The following is a 15,243-nucleotide window of genomic DNA, read 5'->3' on the forward strand; positions in this document are numbered from 1 at the left end:
CCGTCCCTGGCGTCCCGGCCCGTAATAATTCGGACGTACGTTCCTGCCTGTGACGGGACTTGGGGCGAACGGGCGGGACGCGAACGGGGACGACGGCAGACATACGGGCCGGCGGTCGAGGGTGCTGAAGACCGCCGGCCTCCTCCTCGCGGGCACCCTGCTGCTGGGCGTGGGCACGGCCGGCTGGGCCTACTGGCACCTGAACGACAACATCAAGAGCGTCGACATCAACAGCGCCCTCGGCGACAACCGCCCACCCCACGCAATGACGACACCGTCCCCCTCCGCCTCGGCGTCTGCCCTGCCCACCGGATCCCTGAACATCCTGGTCCTGGGCTCGGACTCGCGCACCGGCGCCGAGAACCAGGAACTCGGCAGCGGCAGCGGCAGCGGCAGCGGCGGCGGTGCCCGCTCGGACACGGCGATGGTGGTCCACGTCGACGCCGGCCGCACGGCGGCGACGGTCGTCAGCATCCCCCGCGACACCCTGGTCACCCGCCCCTCCTGCCCGCTCCCCTCGGGCGGCACGACGCGGGAGGCGTACAACACCATGTTCAACAGCGCGTACGCCGTCGGCGGCCCCGTCTGCGCGGTGAAGACGGTCGAGTCGCTCACCGGCGTCCGCATGGACCACTACCTGGAGATCGACTTCTCGGGCTTCGCGAAGCTGGTGGACGCGCTGGGCGGCGTCACGGTCACCACGGACGAGGACATCGACGACGAGGACAGCCACCTGACCCTCGCGGCGGGCACCCACCACCTGGACGGCGAGCAGGCCCTGGCCCTCGCCCGCACCCGGCACGGCATAGGCGACGGCAGCGACCTGGGCCGCATAGGCCTCCAGCAGAACCTGCTGAAGGCCCTCCTGGCGCGGGAGCCGGAGGCGGGGGAGCTGTGGGAGTCGTTGCGGTGAGAGAAAAAGATCTTCGAGGAAATCCCGGGCGGCGTGTCGATCCGGGGGTCTCCCGTTCGACGCAGGGGTGAGAGGCCGGGAAGGACCCGGTCGCCGACCCGAGGAGTCACCATGCCGCGCTACCTCTCCATGATCCGTGTCGACGAGTCGGCCGCCGCCGAGGGCCCCAGCGACGAGCTGATGCAGCGGATGGGCGAGCTGATCGAGGAGATGACCAAGGCGGGCGTCCTGCTGGACACCGCCGGACTGACCCCGACCGCCCAGGGGAGCCGGGTGCACTACGAGGGCGGGCAGCTGTCCGTGACCGACGGCCCGTTCACCGAGGCCAAGGAGGTCGTCGGCGGTTACGCCATCTCGCAGTGCAAGGACATGGCCGAGGCGGTCGAGTGGACCAAGCGGTTCCTGAAGATCCACGAGGAGCACTGGACCCTGACCTGCGAGGTGCGGGAGATCGTGGAGGGCTGAGCCGCCGCCGGCCTGATCTTCCTTGGCTGCACGGCCGTAGGGGTGTCTGATGGTGGACTGTGGAACCGCAGCCCCAGCCCACCGCAGACACCCACGGCACCGCGGACCCCGGCGTCCTCCGGCACGACACCACGGCGGCCGCCGTCGAGACCGTCTTCCGCATCGAGTCACCCCGCGTCATCGCCGCCGTCGCCCGCACCGTCCGCGACATCGGCATCGCCGAGGAGCTCGCGCAGGACGCGCTGGTCGCCGCGCTGGAGCAGTGGCCGCGCGACGGCATCCCCGACAATCCCGGCGCCTGGCTCATGGCCACCGCCAGGCACCGCGCCGTGGACCTGATCCGCCGCCGCGAGAACTACGCCCGCAAGCTGGCGGAGATCGGCCGCGACCTGGAGACGACGGCACCGCCCGAGGAGCCGTCCCACCCCGAGGACATCGACGACGACCTGCTCCGCCTGGTCTTCACCGCCTGCCACCCGGTGCTGTCACCTCAGGCCCGTATCGCCCTCACCCTGCGTCTCCTCGGCGGCCTGACCACCCCGGAGATCGCCCGTGCCTTCCTGGTCCCGGAGCCGACCGTCGCCCAGCGCATCGTCCGCGCCAAGCGCACCCTCGCCACCAGGAACATCGCCTTCGAGGTCCCGTACGGCCCCGACCGCGAGGCCCGCCTCGGCTCCGTCCTCGACGTCATCTACCTGATCTTCAACGAGGGCTACGCCGCCACCGCGGGCGACGACTGGCTGCGCCCGGCCCTGTGCGAGGACGCGCTGCGCCTGGCCCGCGTGCTGTCGGGACTGATGCCGAAGGAGCCCGAGGTCCACGGACTGGCGTCCCTCCTCGAATTCCAGGCGTCCCGCACCGCGGCCCGTACCGGCCCGTCCGGCGAACCGGTCCTCCTCAAGGACCAGAACCGCCGCCGCTGGAACCGCATGCTCATCGCCCGCGGCATCACGGCCCTGTCCCGCGCGGACGCCACAGCCACCGGCGCCCCCGGCCCGTACGCCCTCCAGGCAGCCATCGCCGCCTGCCACGCGCACGCGTACACGTACGAGGAGACCGACTGGAACAGCATCGCCACCCTCTACGGCCTGCTGGCCGCGCGGTCCCCTTCCCCTGTCGTCGAGTTGAACCGCGCGGTCGCCGTGTCCATGACGGACGGCCCGGAGCCCGCCCTGAGGATCATCGACACGATCGCCGCCGAACCGGCCCTGCGGGAGTACCACCTGCTGCCGAGCGTGCGCGGCGACCTGCTGCTGCGCCTGGGCCGTACGGCGGAGGCGCGGGCCGAGTTCGAGCGGGCGGCGACGCTCACCCACAACGAGCGGGAGCGGGAGATGCTGTCGCGGCGGGCGGCGGCCGTCGTCGAGTGAGCCGTGCCGCTATGCCGGCCGCCCGACCAGCATCGTCGGCGCCCCTGCCACCCGGGTCAGGAACACCGTCGCCGCGTGGGGCCCCTGCGGCTTGACCTTCTTCCGCAACTCCTCCGGCTCGACGGCCGACCCCCGCTTCTTCACGGTCAGGACCCCGACCTCGCGCTCCCGCAGCAGGGCCCGCAACTTCTTGACGTTGAAGGGGAGTTGGTCGGTGATCTCGTAGGCGGTGGCGTACGGCGTGTCGTGCGGTTCGTCGGCGGTGACGTAGGCGATGGTCGGGTCGATGAGCCCGCCGTTCAGGTCCTCGGCCACCTCGGCGACCAGATGGGCGCGGATGACGGCGCCGTCCGGCTCGTACAAGTACCGTCCGACGGGCCGGACTTCGGGGTCGGGCAGGCCGCGGGAGAGCAGTGAGCGCGGTCCCGGCAGCAGGGTGGCCCGTACCGCGCCGGGGGCGATGCCGGAGTCCGTGCCGAACCACAGCACCGCCTCCTTCACGTCCCCGCGGTCCGAGATCCACTCGGCCTCGGCGTCCTGCGGGACCGCCTCGTGCGGGATGCCGGGCGCGATCTTCAGCGCGGCGCACGGCGCCTTGCCGGCCGTCTCCACGGCCCAGGACAGCGGCGGCGAGTACGCCTCGGGATCGAAGATCCTCCCGCGGCCGCCGCGTCGGGCCGGATCGACGAACACGGCGTCGTAGCCGGCCGTTCCGACGCCCATGACGTCCGCCTCGCGCACCTCGACGAGGTCGGCGAGCCCCAGAGCCTCCGCGTTCGCCCGCGCCACCGCCGCCGTCACCGGATCCCGGTCCACCGCGAGCACCCGGATCCCGGCCCGCGCCAACGCGATGGCGTCCCCGCCGATCCCGCAGCACAGGTCGGCGACCGAACCGACCCCCAGCGCCTTCATCCGCCCGGCCCGGTACGTCGCGACACTCGCCCGCGTCGACTGCTCGACCCCGTTCGGCGTGAAGAACATCCGCCCCGCGTCCGCCGCCCCGAACTTCGCCACCGCCCGCTGCCGCAGCCGCGCCTGCCCGAGCGCCGCCGACACCAGCTCGGCGGGGTGCTCGCGGCGCAGACGGGTGGCGACGGCGAGTTCGTCGGCGGGATCGGTGTCGCGTACGGCGTCGAGGAGGGCGCGGCCCTTGGGGGTGAGGAGCGCGGAGAAGGAAGCGAGGTCGTTCACCGGGCCATTGTCGGCCAGTCGGTGGATGGTCCGCGGCCGGCGGCGGTGTCGGCCGGGGTTCGGGGTGAGTGCCTGCGAAGATCCCGCACCATGCGACTAGTAGTACAAAATGACAAAAGTCACCGCAATGGGGCAGCCGTGAGGCGCCGCCGTCGAGGGAGACCCGGGCGTGCCGGGCGTGCCGGGCAAGCCGGGTTCCGCGGCGGAGTAGCCGCACTGGCCGCAGCGGCCATCGCCTCGGCCTGTGCCCCAGCCGGCTCCCCGGGCGCCCCGGGCGGCACCGGCCCGGCACACCCCACGGCCGCCCCCACCACCAGCCGCCAGCCCCTGAAAGCCCCACCCCCGGCCACCACCCAGACCCCACCCACCCAGACCCCACCCACCCAGACCCGGCCCAGCCAGACCCCGCCCGCCCAGAAGTACCGTTCGGGAAAGTCCGCCCTCGCCGCCCGGGCGGCCGCGGCGAGGCGCTGGGGCCTGGCGAGAATCCCCCTCACGCCCCCGCCCCCACCCCTCACCAAGCCGAAGATCACCACCCGCGAGGGCTTCGAGGTCGACGGGCACGAGGAACTGGGTCTCCCGCCGGTCTTCACCACCGTCCCCACCAAGCAGCGGGTCGTCTTCCTCACGATCGACGACGGCGCCGAGAAGGACCCGGCGTTCCTGCGGATGATGAACGACCTGCAGGTGCCGTACACCGCCTTCCTCAGCGACTACCTGATCAAGGACGACTACGGCTACTTCAAGCGCATGCAGCGCGACGGCGTGGCCCTGAACAACCACACCCTCCACCACCCGTACCTCCCCGCGCTCTCCTACCGCCGCCAGCAGTACGAGATCTGCGCGATGCAGGACGTGATCGAGGAGCGCTACGGCAAGCGCCCGCTGCTGTTCCGCCCGCCCTACGGGAACTACAACCGGGACAGCCTGCGCGCCGCGAAGTCGTGCGGCGTCAAGTACGTCCCGCTGTGGAACGAGGAGGTCTTCGTCGACCACTGGGACTACCGCGAGTGGGACCGGAGCATCCGACCGGGTGACATCGTCCTCACGCACTTCCGGGGCAGGGGCGACTGGAAGGGCACAATGCCGGACATGATCCGCCGGTTCCTGAACAAGGTCACGGCCGAGGGGTACGCGGTGGCCCGGCTGGAGGACTACCTGTGAGGCCGACGCCGGGGCCGCGCGCGCTGGCAGCCGCGGTCCTGGCGTCCGTCCTGCTCGCCGGCTGCGCCCGGCCGGCGACGACGGTGGCTCCCGAGGCAGGTCCGTCCACCGAGGGGTCCCACAGCGCCCGCTCGGCGAAGGGCCCGACCCACACCGCCCAGCCCTACCGCCGCTGGGGCCTGACCGCCCCGCTCCCCCCTCCGCCGCCCCCGCCCACCCGACGGCTGCGGCTCCCCGCCCACGGTCCGCTGCCCGTCGTGCACCGCGTCCCGACCCGCGACAAGGTCGTCTTCCTCACCTACGACGACGGCGCCGAGAAGGACCCCCGCTTCGTCGACCTGGTCCGTGAACTACGGCTGCCCGTCAGCATGTTCCTCACGGACAGCGTGGTCGGCCCGGGCTACGGCCACTTCGCGCGCCTGCGCTCGGTGGGCGCGTCCATCCAGAACCACACCCTCGACCACGCCGCCCTGCGCGGTCTGCCGTACGCCGGCCAGCGCGCCGAGATCTGCGGCCAGCAGAACAAACTCCGCGCCCGCTTCGGCATCCGCCCCCGCCTCTTCCGCCCGCCCTACGGCACGTACGACACCACCACCCTCCGCGCGGCACGGGACTGCGGCATCACGGCCGTCACCCTCTGGCGAGCGGCCATGGAAGCCGACGGCGAACTCACCTACGCCCACGGCCCCACCCACCTCCACCCCGGCGACATCATCTCCGTCCCCTCAGGCGAACCGACAGGCCTCTCCCTGAGAGACCGCACGACAAGGCTGCTGCGCGAGATCCAACGCAGGGGCCTGACGGTAGGCCGTTTGGAGGACTACGTCTGACGGAGTTCTCCGGCAGAACCTTTGGACACCGGCCCGGCCCTTTCAGCCCGTCCGGCGTTTGAGGACGAGGCCGTTCAGGCCGACAAGGGGGGTCCGGGGGCGCAGCCCCCAGGGCGGCCACGGCAACGCCGGCCACCCGAAACCCCGCTCAGCCAGCGCAGCGAACCCGCAGCGAACACGCAGTGAATTAGCAGTCCGCTTGACCGAGTGCTAACCCCCGCCATAGTCTCGGCTCTGGCACTCGGCAGATGAGAGTGCCAACTACGCGACGGGCAGGTCCGGCACCCGCGACGACGGATCCACCTGGTCGCCACCTCAGACAGTTAACCCCGTGAGATCTCCGAAGGGGGAGGTCGGATCGTGACGACCACCAGCTCCAAGGTTGCCATCAAGCCGCTCGAGGACCGCATCGTGGTCCAGCCGCTCGACGCCGAGCAGACCACCGCCTCTGGCCTGGTCATCCCGGACACCGCGAAGGAGAAGCCCCAGGAGGGCGTCATCCTCGCCGTGGGCCCGGGTCGCTTCGAGAACGGCGAGCGTCTGCCGCTCGACGTGAAGGTCGGCGACATCGTGCTGTACAGCAAGTACGGCGGCACCGAGGTGAAGTACAACGGCGAGGAGTACCTCGTCCTCTCGTCCCGCGACGTGCTCGCGGTCATCGAGAAGTAAGTCACCTCAAGCACATTTGCTTGTGAGCTGCGCCCCGGGCCCCCGCCACCTTGTGAAGCCGGGCGTCTGGGGCGCAGTTCGTTTCACCCACGTTTTCCGAGAGGGCTGAACCGCTCCCATGGCGAAGATCCTGAAGTTCGACGAGGACGCCCGTCGCGCCCTCGAGCGCGGCGTCAACAAGCTTGCCGACACGGTCAAGGTGACGATCGGCCCCAAGGGCCGCAACGTCGTCATCGACAAGAAGTTCGGCGCGCCCACCATCACCAACGACGGCGTCACCATCGCCCGCGAGGTCGAGGTCGAGGACCCCTACGAGAACCTCGGCGCCCAGCTGGTGAAGGAGGTGGCGACCAAGACCAACGACATCGCGGGTGACGGTACGACCACCGCCACCGTGCTGGCCCAGGCGCTCGTCCGCGAGGGCCTGAAGAACGTCGCCGCGGGTGCCTCCCCGGCCGCGCTCAAGAAGGGCATCGACGCGGCCGTGGCCGCCGTCTCCGAGGAGCTCCTCGCGACGGCCCGCCCGATCGACGAGAAGTCCGACATCGCCGCCGTCGCCGGTCTGTCCGCCCAGGACCAGCAGGTCGGCGAGCTCATCGCCGAGGCGATGGACAAGGTCGGCAAGGACGGTGTCATCACCGTCGAGGAGTCCAACACCTTCGGTCTGGAGCTGGACTTCACCGAGGGCATGGCCTTCGACAAGGGCTACCTGTCGCCGTACTTCGTGACGGACCAGGAGCGCATGGAGGCCGTCCTGGAGGACCCCTACATCCTCATCAACCAGGGCAAGATCTCCTCCATCCAGGACCTGCTGCCGCTGCTGGAGAAGGTCATCCAGGCCGGTGCCTCCAAGCCGCTGCTGATCATCGCCGAGGACGTCGAGGGCGAGGCCCTGTCGACCCTGGTCGTCAACAAGATCCGCGGCACCTTCAACGCGGTCGCCGTCAAGGCCCCCGGCTTCGGTGACCGCCGCAAGGCGATGCTGCAGGACATGGCGACGCTGACCGGCGCCGAGGTCATCTCCGAGGAGGTCGGCCTCAAGCTCGACCAGGTCGGCCTTGAGGTGCTGGGCTCCGCCCGCCGCATCACGGTCACCAAGGACGACACCACGATCGTCGACGGCGCCGGCAAGTCCGAGGCCGTCCAGGGCCGGGTCGCCCAGATCAAGGCCGAGATCGAGAACACCGACTCCGACTGGGACCGCGAGAAGCTCCAGGAGCGCCTCGCGAAGCTGGCCGGCGGCGTGTGCGTGATCAAGGTCGGTGCCGCCACCGAGGTGGAGCTGAAGGAGAAGAAGCACCGTCTGGAGGACGCCATCTCCGCGACCCGCGCCGCGGTCGAGGAGGGCATCGTCTCCGGTGGTGGCTCCGCGCTGGTCCACGCCGTCAAGGTCCTGGAGGGCAACCTCGGCAAGACCGGCGACGAGGCCACCGGTGTCGCGGTCGTCCGCAAGGCCGCCGTCGAGCCGCTGCGCTGGATCGCCGAGAACGCCGGCCTGGAGGGCTACGTCATCACCTCCAAGGTCGCCGAGCTCGACAAGGGCCAGGGCTTCAACGCCGCGACCGGCGAGTACGGCGACCTGGTCAAGTCCGGCGTCATCGACCCGGTCAAGGTCACCCGCTCCGCCCTGGAGAACGCCGCCTCCATCGCCTCCCTGCTGCTGACGACCGAGACCCTGGTCGTCGAGAAGAAGGAAGAGGAAGAGCCGGCCGCCGCCGGTGGCCACGGCCACGGGCACGCCCACTGAGCCCAGTGCTCGAAGAAGGCCCCGCTCCCGCGCGTGTGCGCGGGACCGGGGCCTTCCCCCTTCGCGGGCTTCACTGACCGAGTACCCCCAGTTGCTCCAGCAGTCCCGCGCGGTCGTAGAGCCAGTGGCTCTCGCAGATCCTGCCCTCCCGGAACCGCTGCCAGGTCATGCCCCGCATGCTCACGTCCTGCTCGGTCGCCGGAATCCCCAGGAACTCGCCCTTGTGGTGCGCGACCCAGGTCCACCGGGTGCACACCTGGTCGTCCTGCGCCATCTGGTCGTCGATCCGGAAGGTGAAGTCGAAGGCGGCCCGCCACCCCTCGTACTGCTCGCGGATCCCGTCGATGCCCTGCACGGGCTGCGGGTACGACGGATCGTGGTCCACGTAGTCCCGGGTGAGGTGGTCACCGATCCGCCCCGGCTCCATCCTGCCCATGGCCTCGAAGAAGGCCCGCGCGGCCAGGACGTTCAACTGCTCGTCGCGCACCACGTCCAGATCGGTGAACGTGGGCTCCTCGTCACAGAGCGCCACCATCTCCTGGAAGATCCGGTCGGTCTCGGGCAGGTTGGAGTTCTGCATCGCCTCCTCGTACGAGGCGAACTCCACGATCTCGATGAAGTGCGCCGGGTCGGACCGGTCCTTCCCGATGATGTCGTGCGTCGCCGTCCGCTTCCCCTTGGTCTGCTCGACCCACCTGTCCATCAGCCGGTTCATCTCGTCGAAGCGGCTGGTCTTGCAGTCGATGAGCTGTACGAAGGTCATGACGTCGTCGCCTCCCGGTGACGCTGGGCGGGCTGGACACGACCATTGTCCCCGCCGGCGTGACGGTGCGCCTCTCGGCGTTTTGGCATCATGACGGCATGCACACGCGGGGGAGACAGTCCGTCACGGCAGGCGGAGACATAGGTGTCGCCGTCACCGGCGACCACAATCAGCTGCTGCTGGCGCCCGCGGTGCGTTCGGCGTACTGGGAGCAGGTGCACCGCATCGCTCCCCTCGAACTCGTCGACCGCGCGGACGAGTTGAGCGACCTGGCCGACTTCTGCACGGCGGACTCCGGCCCGGCGTACACCTGGTGGCGGGCGGGAGCGTGGGCGGGCAAGACGGCGCTGATGGCGTGGTTCGCACTGCATCCACCGCCCGGCGTACGCATTGTGCCGTTCTTCGTCACGGCGCGGTTGGGCGCGCAGAACGACGCCACGGCGTATGTCGACGTCGTGCTGGAGCAACTGGCCGAGATCGCGGGCGAGGGACTTCCGGCGTATCTGACGCAGTCGACCCGGGACGCACACCTCCTGCGCCTGTACGGGGAGGCGACCCGCGCATGCGCCGCACGCGGTGAACGGCTCGTGCTTCTGGTCGACGGCCTGGATGAGGACCGGGGCGTGACGACACGGTCGGGCACGCACAGCATCGCCGGTCTGCTGCCCGCGCGGACGGAGGCGGGCATGCGCGTCATGGTCGCCGGAAGACTGAACCCTCCGCTGCCGGTCGACGTCCCGGACGATCATCCGCTGCGAGATCCCGGGATCGTGCGTCTCCTTCGGCAGTCACCGCACGCCCAGGCGATCCGCGCCGAAGCGGAAAAGGAACTCAAACAACTGATCGAGGACGGTGGGCTGGAGTACGACCTTCTCGCCCTGGTCACCGCGGCGGGGGGCGGTCTGACGGCCGAGGACTTGGCCGAGCTGACCAGAGCGGTGCCGTACCGGGTGCGTGACGTTCTCCGGACCCGGGCCGGGCGGACCTTCGCCGTACGGGTCGATGATGTGTACCTCCTGGGCCACGAGGAACTGCAGGCACAGGCCGAGGACATGTTGAGCGCCGCCGAGCTGAGCCGGTACCGGCAGAAGCTGTACGCCTGGGCCGACGAGTGGGCTGCGCGTGGCTGGCCCGATGGAACGCCGCACTACCTGCTGCGTGGCTACTTCCGCATGCTGTGGGCGGACGGCGACCTCGACCGCATGCTCCGCTGTGCCCTGGACGAAGCCCGGCACGACCGCATGCTGCTGCTCACCGGAGGCGACGTGGCCGCGGTGAACGAGGTGCGGGCCACCGAGGAGTTGCTCGCCGAGCGGGAGACCGCCTCGCTTCTGGACGCACTGCGGCTGGCTGTCCACCGGGACCGGCTCGGTGATCGCAACGCCGGCCTCCCCGAGGCGTTGCCCGCGACCTGGGCTGCCATGGGTGGGGCCAGCCGCGCTCTGGCCCTCGCGCGCAGCCTTCCCGATGCCTATCGGCGGGGAATGGAACTCGCCTCGATCGCCGAGGAGTTGCTGGATCGGGGCGACGATCACGGCCAGGCTCTCGAGGTGTGCGCCGAGGCCGAGGACTGCGCGGCCAGGTGTGACGAGCGCACACTCGGAGACGTGGTCCGGCTGCGCGTCAGCCTGACTCTGCTGAAGGCAGGCCAGTACGAGAGGGCGGCCGGTCTGGCACGTGACGCCGTCGGATCGGGCGAAGCGAGTCGTCTCTATGCGGCTGCGGTCGCCGCGTGCATGGCGGACGGTCGCCGCGAGCAGGCGGAACAACTGGTGCGGGATGCGCCTGACGAGGCATGCGGTGGCCGGGCGCTGGCTGCTGTGGTCTCGGCGCTGGTGGAGGACGGACTGCTGGAGGAGGCGGAGCGGGTGGCACGTACCGCGCCCCGCCCGGTCCGATGCCGGAGCCTGGTCGTGGCCGCCGTCGCCCGGGCCAGGTCCGGTGATCGCCGCCGCGCGGATGCCCTCATGGAACAGGCGAAGCGGCTGACGCGTACCGGCGGCCGGCGCATCGACGTCGTCCAGGCGCTTGTGCTGTCGGGCGACATGGTTCGTGCCCAAGTGGTCGGCGAGGCCATCAACGTCCGGGTGATGCGTGACAAGGCGAGGGAAATCGTGGCGCTCCGTCTGGTGCGGGACGGCGACCACGACCGTGCCGAAGCCCGTCTCGTCTCGTTGAGCGAGGAAGGCTTCGCCGCGGTCTCGAGGAATCTCGCGGAAGCCCTCGCGCGACAGGGCGAGTTCGACCGGGCCGAGGAACTGGCCCGTGGGATCCCGGAAGATGAGCAGCGTGTCGATGCGGTCTGCCAGATCGTCGGCTGTATGGCGGAGGCGGGCTCGCAGGATCGGGCGGCGGAGGTGGCCCGGTCGCTGAACGGGGCGGAGGCCCAAGCCCGGGCGCTGGTCCAACTGGCCGCCGGTCTGTCCCGGGCCGGCCGGTCGCCGGCGGCGGAGAAGCTGCTCCTGGAGATCGAGAGCAGCACCCGCGTCCCCAGCGCGCCATTGGCCGCACAGAAGCTGAGCCAGGCGGCCGTGGCCCTCTGTGAGGCGGGAGCCGGGGAGACGGCCCGAAGACTCGTTGACGGCATAGAAGACCTCTTCCCGCCGACGAGGATGACAGCGCTGACCGCCGAGGCCGCGGCGTTGCGGCACGCCGTCACAGCACTGGCCTGCGTGAGAGAGGTGGAGCGTGCCCAGTCGCTCCTCGCCCGGCATGCACCTCCCGAAGAGACCGCTGAGCTGCGAGTGGCTCTGATCCGGCGATGCGCCGCGGTGGGCGAAGTGGAAAGTGCCCGGCGTCTGGTGAGGGCCAGTGCCTTGCCCGATCGCGGTGACTCCCCGGAACGGATCGCCTTCGTTCGTGGTCTCACCGACGGCGGACGGTGGTCCCCGGCGCTTGCCGAGGCTCGGGGTCTGTCCGACCTGAACAGTGAGTACCGGGAGCTCTCCCGCATCGCCTGGGGTCTGTACAAGGCAGGCCAGCATGATCGGGCGCGGGCAGTGATCAATGAGGTCCTCCAAAGGACTCGGCGCCTGTGGACCTTCAACGACGCGAACGACATCTTCCTGTTGAAGACGCTGTCAGCGGTGGGCCGACGGGACGCGGTCATGGAGTTGACGGTGCGGAGCAGGGTGATGGCTCGCTACAGGTCCCGGCGCCCGCAGAACCAGAAGGTGAACCACGAAGCACAGCTGATGGTCGCCCTCGGTGACTTCGACGCCGCTGTCGCGCACACCGAACTCCTTTCGGATCCCCACGAGCGCGCCCGCATCCAGGAAGAGATCACTACGGCTCTGGCCGACGCCGGGACGCTCGACCGCGCTGAGCACCTCGCTCAGTCCATCGGCGTCCCCTCGTCGGCTGCCCGGGCCTGCGTTCACGTCGCCCTCGTGACGACGGACGCCGGACAGGCCCGGCGCATGACGACAGTGGCCCTCCGGGCCGGGGGTTGGGCGCCGGCTCTTCCGGGTCTGTTGAAACTCGCCCCCGAAGCGGTGCCGCTCGTCGTCGAGACCGCGGAGGCGATGCGGGCGGCCTGCCTCCCCGGACACCAGGTGGCTACTGCGGCCCGTACTTCCGCCCCGTCCGCGAGCTGATCCCCCCGAGCACCCCCCGCGGCACCAGCTTCGCCGCCCCCATCAGCACCTTGTACCGGGGGTCGGGAACGGACAGCGACCTCCCCCGGGCCAGGTCCTCCAGTGCCGTGGCCGCCACCTTGTCCGCGTCCAGCCACATCCACCCCGGGATGTTGTCCGTGCCCATCCCGGCCCGCTCATGGAACTCGGTCCGCACGAACCCCGGGCACAGCGCCATCAGCCGCACCCCGCTCCCGGCCAGGTCCCGCGCCGCCCCCTGGGTGAACTGCACGACCCACGCCTTGGAGGCGCCGTACGTCCCGCGCGGCACGAAGGCCGCGACCGACGCGACGTTGACGACACCCCCGCGCCCCCGCTCCCGCATCGCCTCGGCGGCCGCCGAGGTCAGCCGCAGTACGGCCTCGCAGTGCACCTTGAGCATCTTCAGCTCGTCGGCCATCGAGACGTCGAGGTAGCGGCCCTTGTTACCGAAGCCGGCGTTGTTGATCAGCAGGTCGACCGGGTTCCTGCGGTCGCCGAGGCGGGCGGCGACCGTCTCGATGCCGGAGTCCTCGGCGAGGTCGGCCGCCAGCACCTCCGCCTCGATGCCGTGCCGGTCGTGCAGTTCGGTCGCCTGCTCGCGCAGCCGCTTGACGTCCCGGGCCACCAGGACGAGGTCGTGCCCGCCCGCCGCGAGCCGCCGCGCGAACGCGGCGCCGATGCCCGCGGTCGATCCCGTAATCAATGCCGTTGTCATGACGCAAGATTAGTGACCCGGACCGCATGGATCCGTTTGCTGCACAGGCCCTCCCGATCAGTGAAGCCCTGGCGAAGACGCGTGCGAGGAGCGTCCCGGTGAGCGTCTGTCAGGCCCCGTGCTGCGCCACGTACTTCCGCGCCTGCTCCAGCAACTCCGGATGCAGCGCCTCCCCGGCAGCCAGCAGCCGCGGCAGCAGCTTCCGCTCGGTCATGACCGCCCGGAACTGGAGGGCCACCGTCACCTCGTGAGCCGGGCGGTGGATGATCTCCAGCGCGTCACCCGCCCGGATCTCGCCCGGCTCGATCACCCGCAGGTACGCGCCCGGCGCCCCCTTCGCCGTGAACCGCTTCACCCACTGCTTCTCACCTATATGGCCCTGGAAGGTGAGACAGGGAATCCGGCTGCTCGTGACCTCCAGCACCACCCCGGACCCGATCCGCCAGCGCTCGCCGATCAGCGCGCCGGACACGTCGAGGCCGGACGTGGTGAGGTTCTCGCCGAAGCCGCCGTTCGCCAGCGGCCGCCCCAGCTCGCGCTCCCACTCGTCGAGGTCCTCGCGCGCCACCGCGTAAACGGCCTGGTCGTCGCCGCCGTGGTGCTCCCTCTTGCACACCGCGTCCCCGGCCAGTGCGCTGCCCCCGATGCCCTTGGGCCCGGGCGCCGCGACCCGCACCGGCCCGGCCACCGGCCGCTTGTCGATGCCGGTCACGGTGTCGGGGTCATCCGCGTCCGGCACCGGCTTCGCGTGGCCCACGTTCACAGACAGAAGCTTCATGAGGGCACGGTAGGCGAGCGGTGGCCAAAGTGCCGACGCATTATTCGGCGATCTCCCCAAGGCTCGCTTATGATCGGTCCCGTGCTCGAAGCCCGTCATCTCCGCGTCCTGCGCGCCGTCGCCGCCACCGGTTCCTTCTCCGCGGCCGGACGCGAACTGGGCTGCACCCAGCCCGCCGTCAGCCAGCAGATGAAGGCCCTGGAGGCGTCCGTCGGCACCCCCCTGCTCATCCGTAGCGGACGCGAGATGCGGCTGACCCAGGCCGGAGAGGCCCTGGTGCGGCACGCCGCCGGGATCCTGGCCGGACTCACCGCCGCCGAGGAGGAGGTCGCCGCCATCGCCGGACTGCGCGCCGGCCGCGTCCGCCTCGTCTCCTTCCCCAGCGGCAGCTCCACCCTCGTCCCGACCGCCCTGGCCGCCCTGCGCGCCGTCCACCCCGGCACCCGGGTCTCCCTGGAGGAGGCCGAGCCGCCGAACTCCGTCGAGCTGCTGCGCGAGGGCGACTGCGACGTGGCCCTCGCCTTCCGCTACGAGGGTGCCGCGGGCGCCGAGGAGTGGGACGACCTGGTCGTACGCCCCCTGCTGACGGACCGTCTCGTAGGCCTCGTCCCCGAACGCCACCGCCTCGCGCGCACCGCCTCCGCGGGACCGGTCGCCATCGGCGAGCTCGCCGCCGAGCCGTGGATCGCCGGATGCCCGCGTTGCCGGGGACAGCTGATCGAGGTGTGCGCGAGCGCCGGCTTCACGCCCCGCATCGACTTCGCCACCGACGACTACCCGGCGGTGGTGGGCCTGGTGGGCGCCGGCCTGGGCGTGGCCGTCCTGCCCCAGCTCGCCGTCGAGTCCGTACGGCCGCGAGGGGTGCGCATGCTGACGCTGGAACCGGCTGTCCGGCGGGAGATCGTGGCGCTCACGCTGCCCGACCTGGCGCAGGTGCCGGCCGTGGCGGCGACGCTCGACCAGCTGGCGCGGGCCGCCGCCCGCTAGCGGGGGAGCCCTCGGCGAAGAAGAAGGGCACGCG

General features: G+C 71.0%; 12 protein-coding genes and 1 pseudogene. 9 read left to right on the forward strand and 4 right to left on the reverse strand.

Annotated elements, in window-relative coordinates:
• Nucleotides 1-49: 49 nt before the first annotated feature.
• The 3 genes and pseudogenes from AQJ67_RS26440 to AQJ67_RS26450 form a co-directional block, all read left to right on the forward strand.
• Nucleotides 50-868, forward strand: a pseudogene (locus AQJ67_RS26440) (LCP family protein); the annotation flags it as partial.
• Between the two features lie 156 nt (nucleotides 869-1,024).
• Nucleotides 1,025-1,378: a YciI family protein gene (locus tag AQJ67_RS26445; RefSeq protein ID WP_062721792.1), complete on the forward strand. Its 354-nt coding sequence runs from the start codon at nucleotides 1,025-1,027 to the stop codon at nucleotides 1,376-1,378.
• 59 nt (nucleotides 1,379-1,437) lie between these two features.
• A complete protein-coding gene (locus AQJ67_RS26450) occupies nucleotides 1,438-2,748 on the forward strand; it encodes an RNA polymerase sigma factor (protein WP_062721793.1) in 1,311 nt (436 codons plus the stop codon).
• Between the two features lie 9 nt (nucleotides 2,749-2,757).
• Here AQJ67_RS26450 and AQJ67_RS26455 read toward each other — a convergent pair whose 3' ends face one another.
• Nucleotides 2,758-3,939, reverse strand: a complete 1,182-nt coding sequence (locus AQJ67_RS26455; RefSeq protein ID WP_062721794.1) for a class I SAM-dependent methyltransferase — start codon at nucleotides 3,937-3,939, stop codon at nucleotides 2,758-2,760.
• A gap of 90 nt (nucleotides 3,940-4,029) precedes the next feature.
• Here AQJ67_RS26455 and AQJ67_RS26460 point away from each other — a divergent pair, with 90 nt between their 5' ends.
• The 4 genes from AQJ67_RS26460 to groL all read left to right on the forward strand — a co-directional run bounded on the left by AQJ67_RS26460 (nucleotide 4,030) and on the right by groL (nucleotide 8,349).
• On the forward strand, nucleotides 4,030-5,103 hold the full coding sequence (locus tag AQJ67_RS26460) for a polysaccharide deacetylase family protein (RefSeq protein ID WP_079056184.1): 1,074 nt from the start codon (nucleotides 4,030-4,032) through the stop codon (nucleotides 5,101-5,103).
• Nucleotides 5,100-5,933: a polysaccharide deacetylase family protein gene (locus AQJ67_RS26465; protein ID WP_062721795.1), complete on the forward strand. Its 834-nt coding sequence runs from the start codon at nucleotides 5,100-5,102 to the stop codon at nucleotides 5,931-5,933. Before AQJ67_RS26460 ends, AQJ67_RS26465 begins: the two co-directional genes overlap by 4 nt.
• A gap of 360 nt (nucleotides 5,934-6,293) precedes the next feature.
• Nucleotides 6,294-6,602 carry a co-chaperone GroES gene (gene groES, locus AQJ67_RS26470; protein ID WP_013001368.1) on the forward strand — a complete coding sequence of 103 codons (309 nt, stop codon included), beginning with the start codon at nucleotides 6,294-6,296 and terminating at the stop codon, nucleotides 6,600-6,602.
• Nucleotides 6,603-6,720: 118 nt separating this feature from the next.
• On the forward strand, nucleotides 6,721-8,349 hold the full coding sequence (groL, locus tag AQJ67_RS26475) for a chaperonin GroEL (RefSeq protein ID WP_062721796.1): 1,629 nt from the start codon (nucleotides 6,721-6,723) through the stop codon (nucleotides 8,347-8,349).
• Nucleotides 8,350-8,419: 70 nt separating this feature from the next.
• Here groL and AQJ67_RS26480 read toward each other — a convergent pair whose 3' ends face one another.
• Nucleotides 8,420-9,112: an ester cyclase gene (locus tag AQJ67_RS26480; RefSeq protein WP_062721797.1), complete on the reverse strand. Its 693-nt coding sequence runs from the start codon at nucleotides 9,110-9,112 to the stop codon at nucleotides 8,420-8,422.
• Between the two features lie 98 nt (nucleotides 9,113-9,210).
• On the opposite strand from AQJ67_RS26480, the gene AQJ67_RS26485 reads away from it, so the two are divergent.
• Nucleotides 9,211-12,708 (forward strand): tetratricopeptide repeat protein, encoded by a 3,498-nt coding sequence (locus tag AQJ67_RS26485; protein WP_159058832.1) that lies wholly within the window; start codon nucleotides 9,211-9,213, stop codon nucleotides 12,706-12,708.
• Here the strand turns inward: AQJ67_RS26485 and AQJ67_RS26490 are convergent.
• Together AQJ67_RS26490 and AQJ67_RS26495 are read right to left on the reverse strand one after the other, a co-directional pair.
• Nucleotides 12,671-13,444, reverse strand: a complete 774-nt coding sequence (locus AQJ67_RS26490; protein ID WP_062721799.1) for an SDR family NAD(P)-dependent oxidoreductase — start codon at nucleotides 13,442-13,444, stop codon at nucleotides 12,671-12,673. The genes AQJ67_RS26485 and AQJ67_RS26490 overlap by 38 nt on opposite strands.
• A 109-nt stretch (nucleotides 13,445-13,553) precedes the next feature.
• Entirely contained in the window at nucleotides 13,554-14,222 is a 669-nt protein-coding gene (locus AQJ67_RS26495) for an MOSC domain-containing protein (RefSeq protein WP_062721800.1), read from the reverse strand.
• Between the two features lie 81 nt (nucleotides 14,223-14,303).
• Between AQJ67_RS26495 and AQJ67_RS26500 the strand changes: the two genes are divergently transcribed.
• Nucleotides 14,304-15,209: a LysR family transcriptional regulator gene (locus AQJ67_RS26500; RefSeq protein WP_062722056.1), complete on the forward strand. Its 906-nt coding sequence runs from the start codon at nucleotides 14,304-14,306 to the stop codon at nucleotides 15,207-15,209.
• Nucleotides 15,210-15,243 lie beyond the last annotated feature (34 nt).

Source organism: Streptomyces caeruleatus (assembly GCF_001514235.1).
Lineage (GTDB): Bacteria > Actinomycetota > Actinomycetes > Streptomycetales > Streptomycetaceae > Streptomyces > Streptomyces caeruleatus.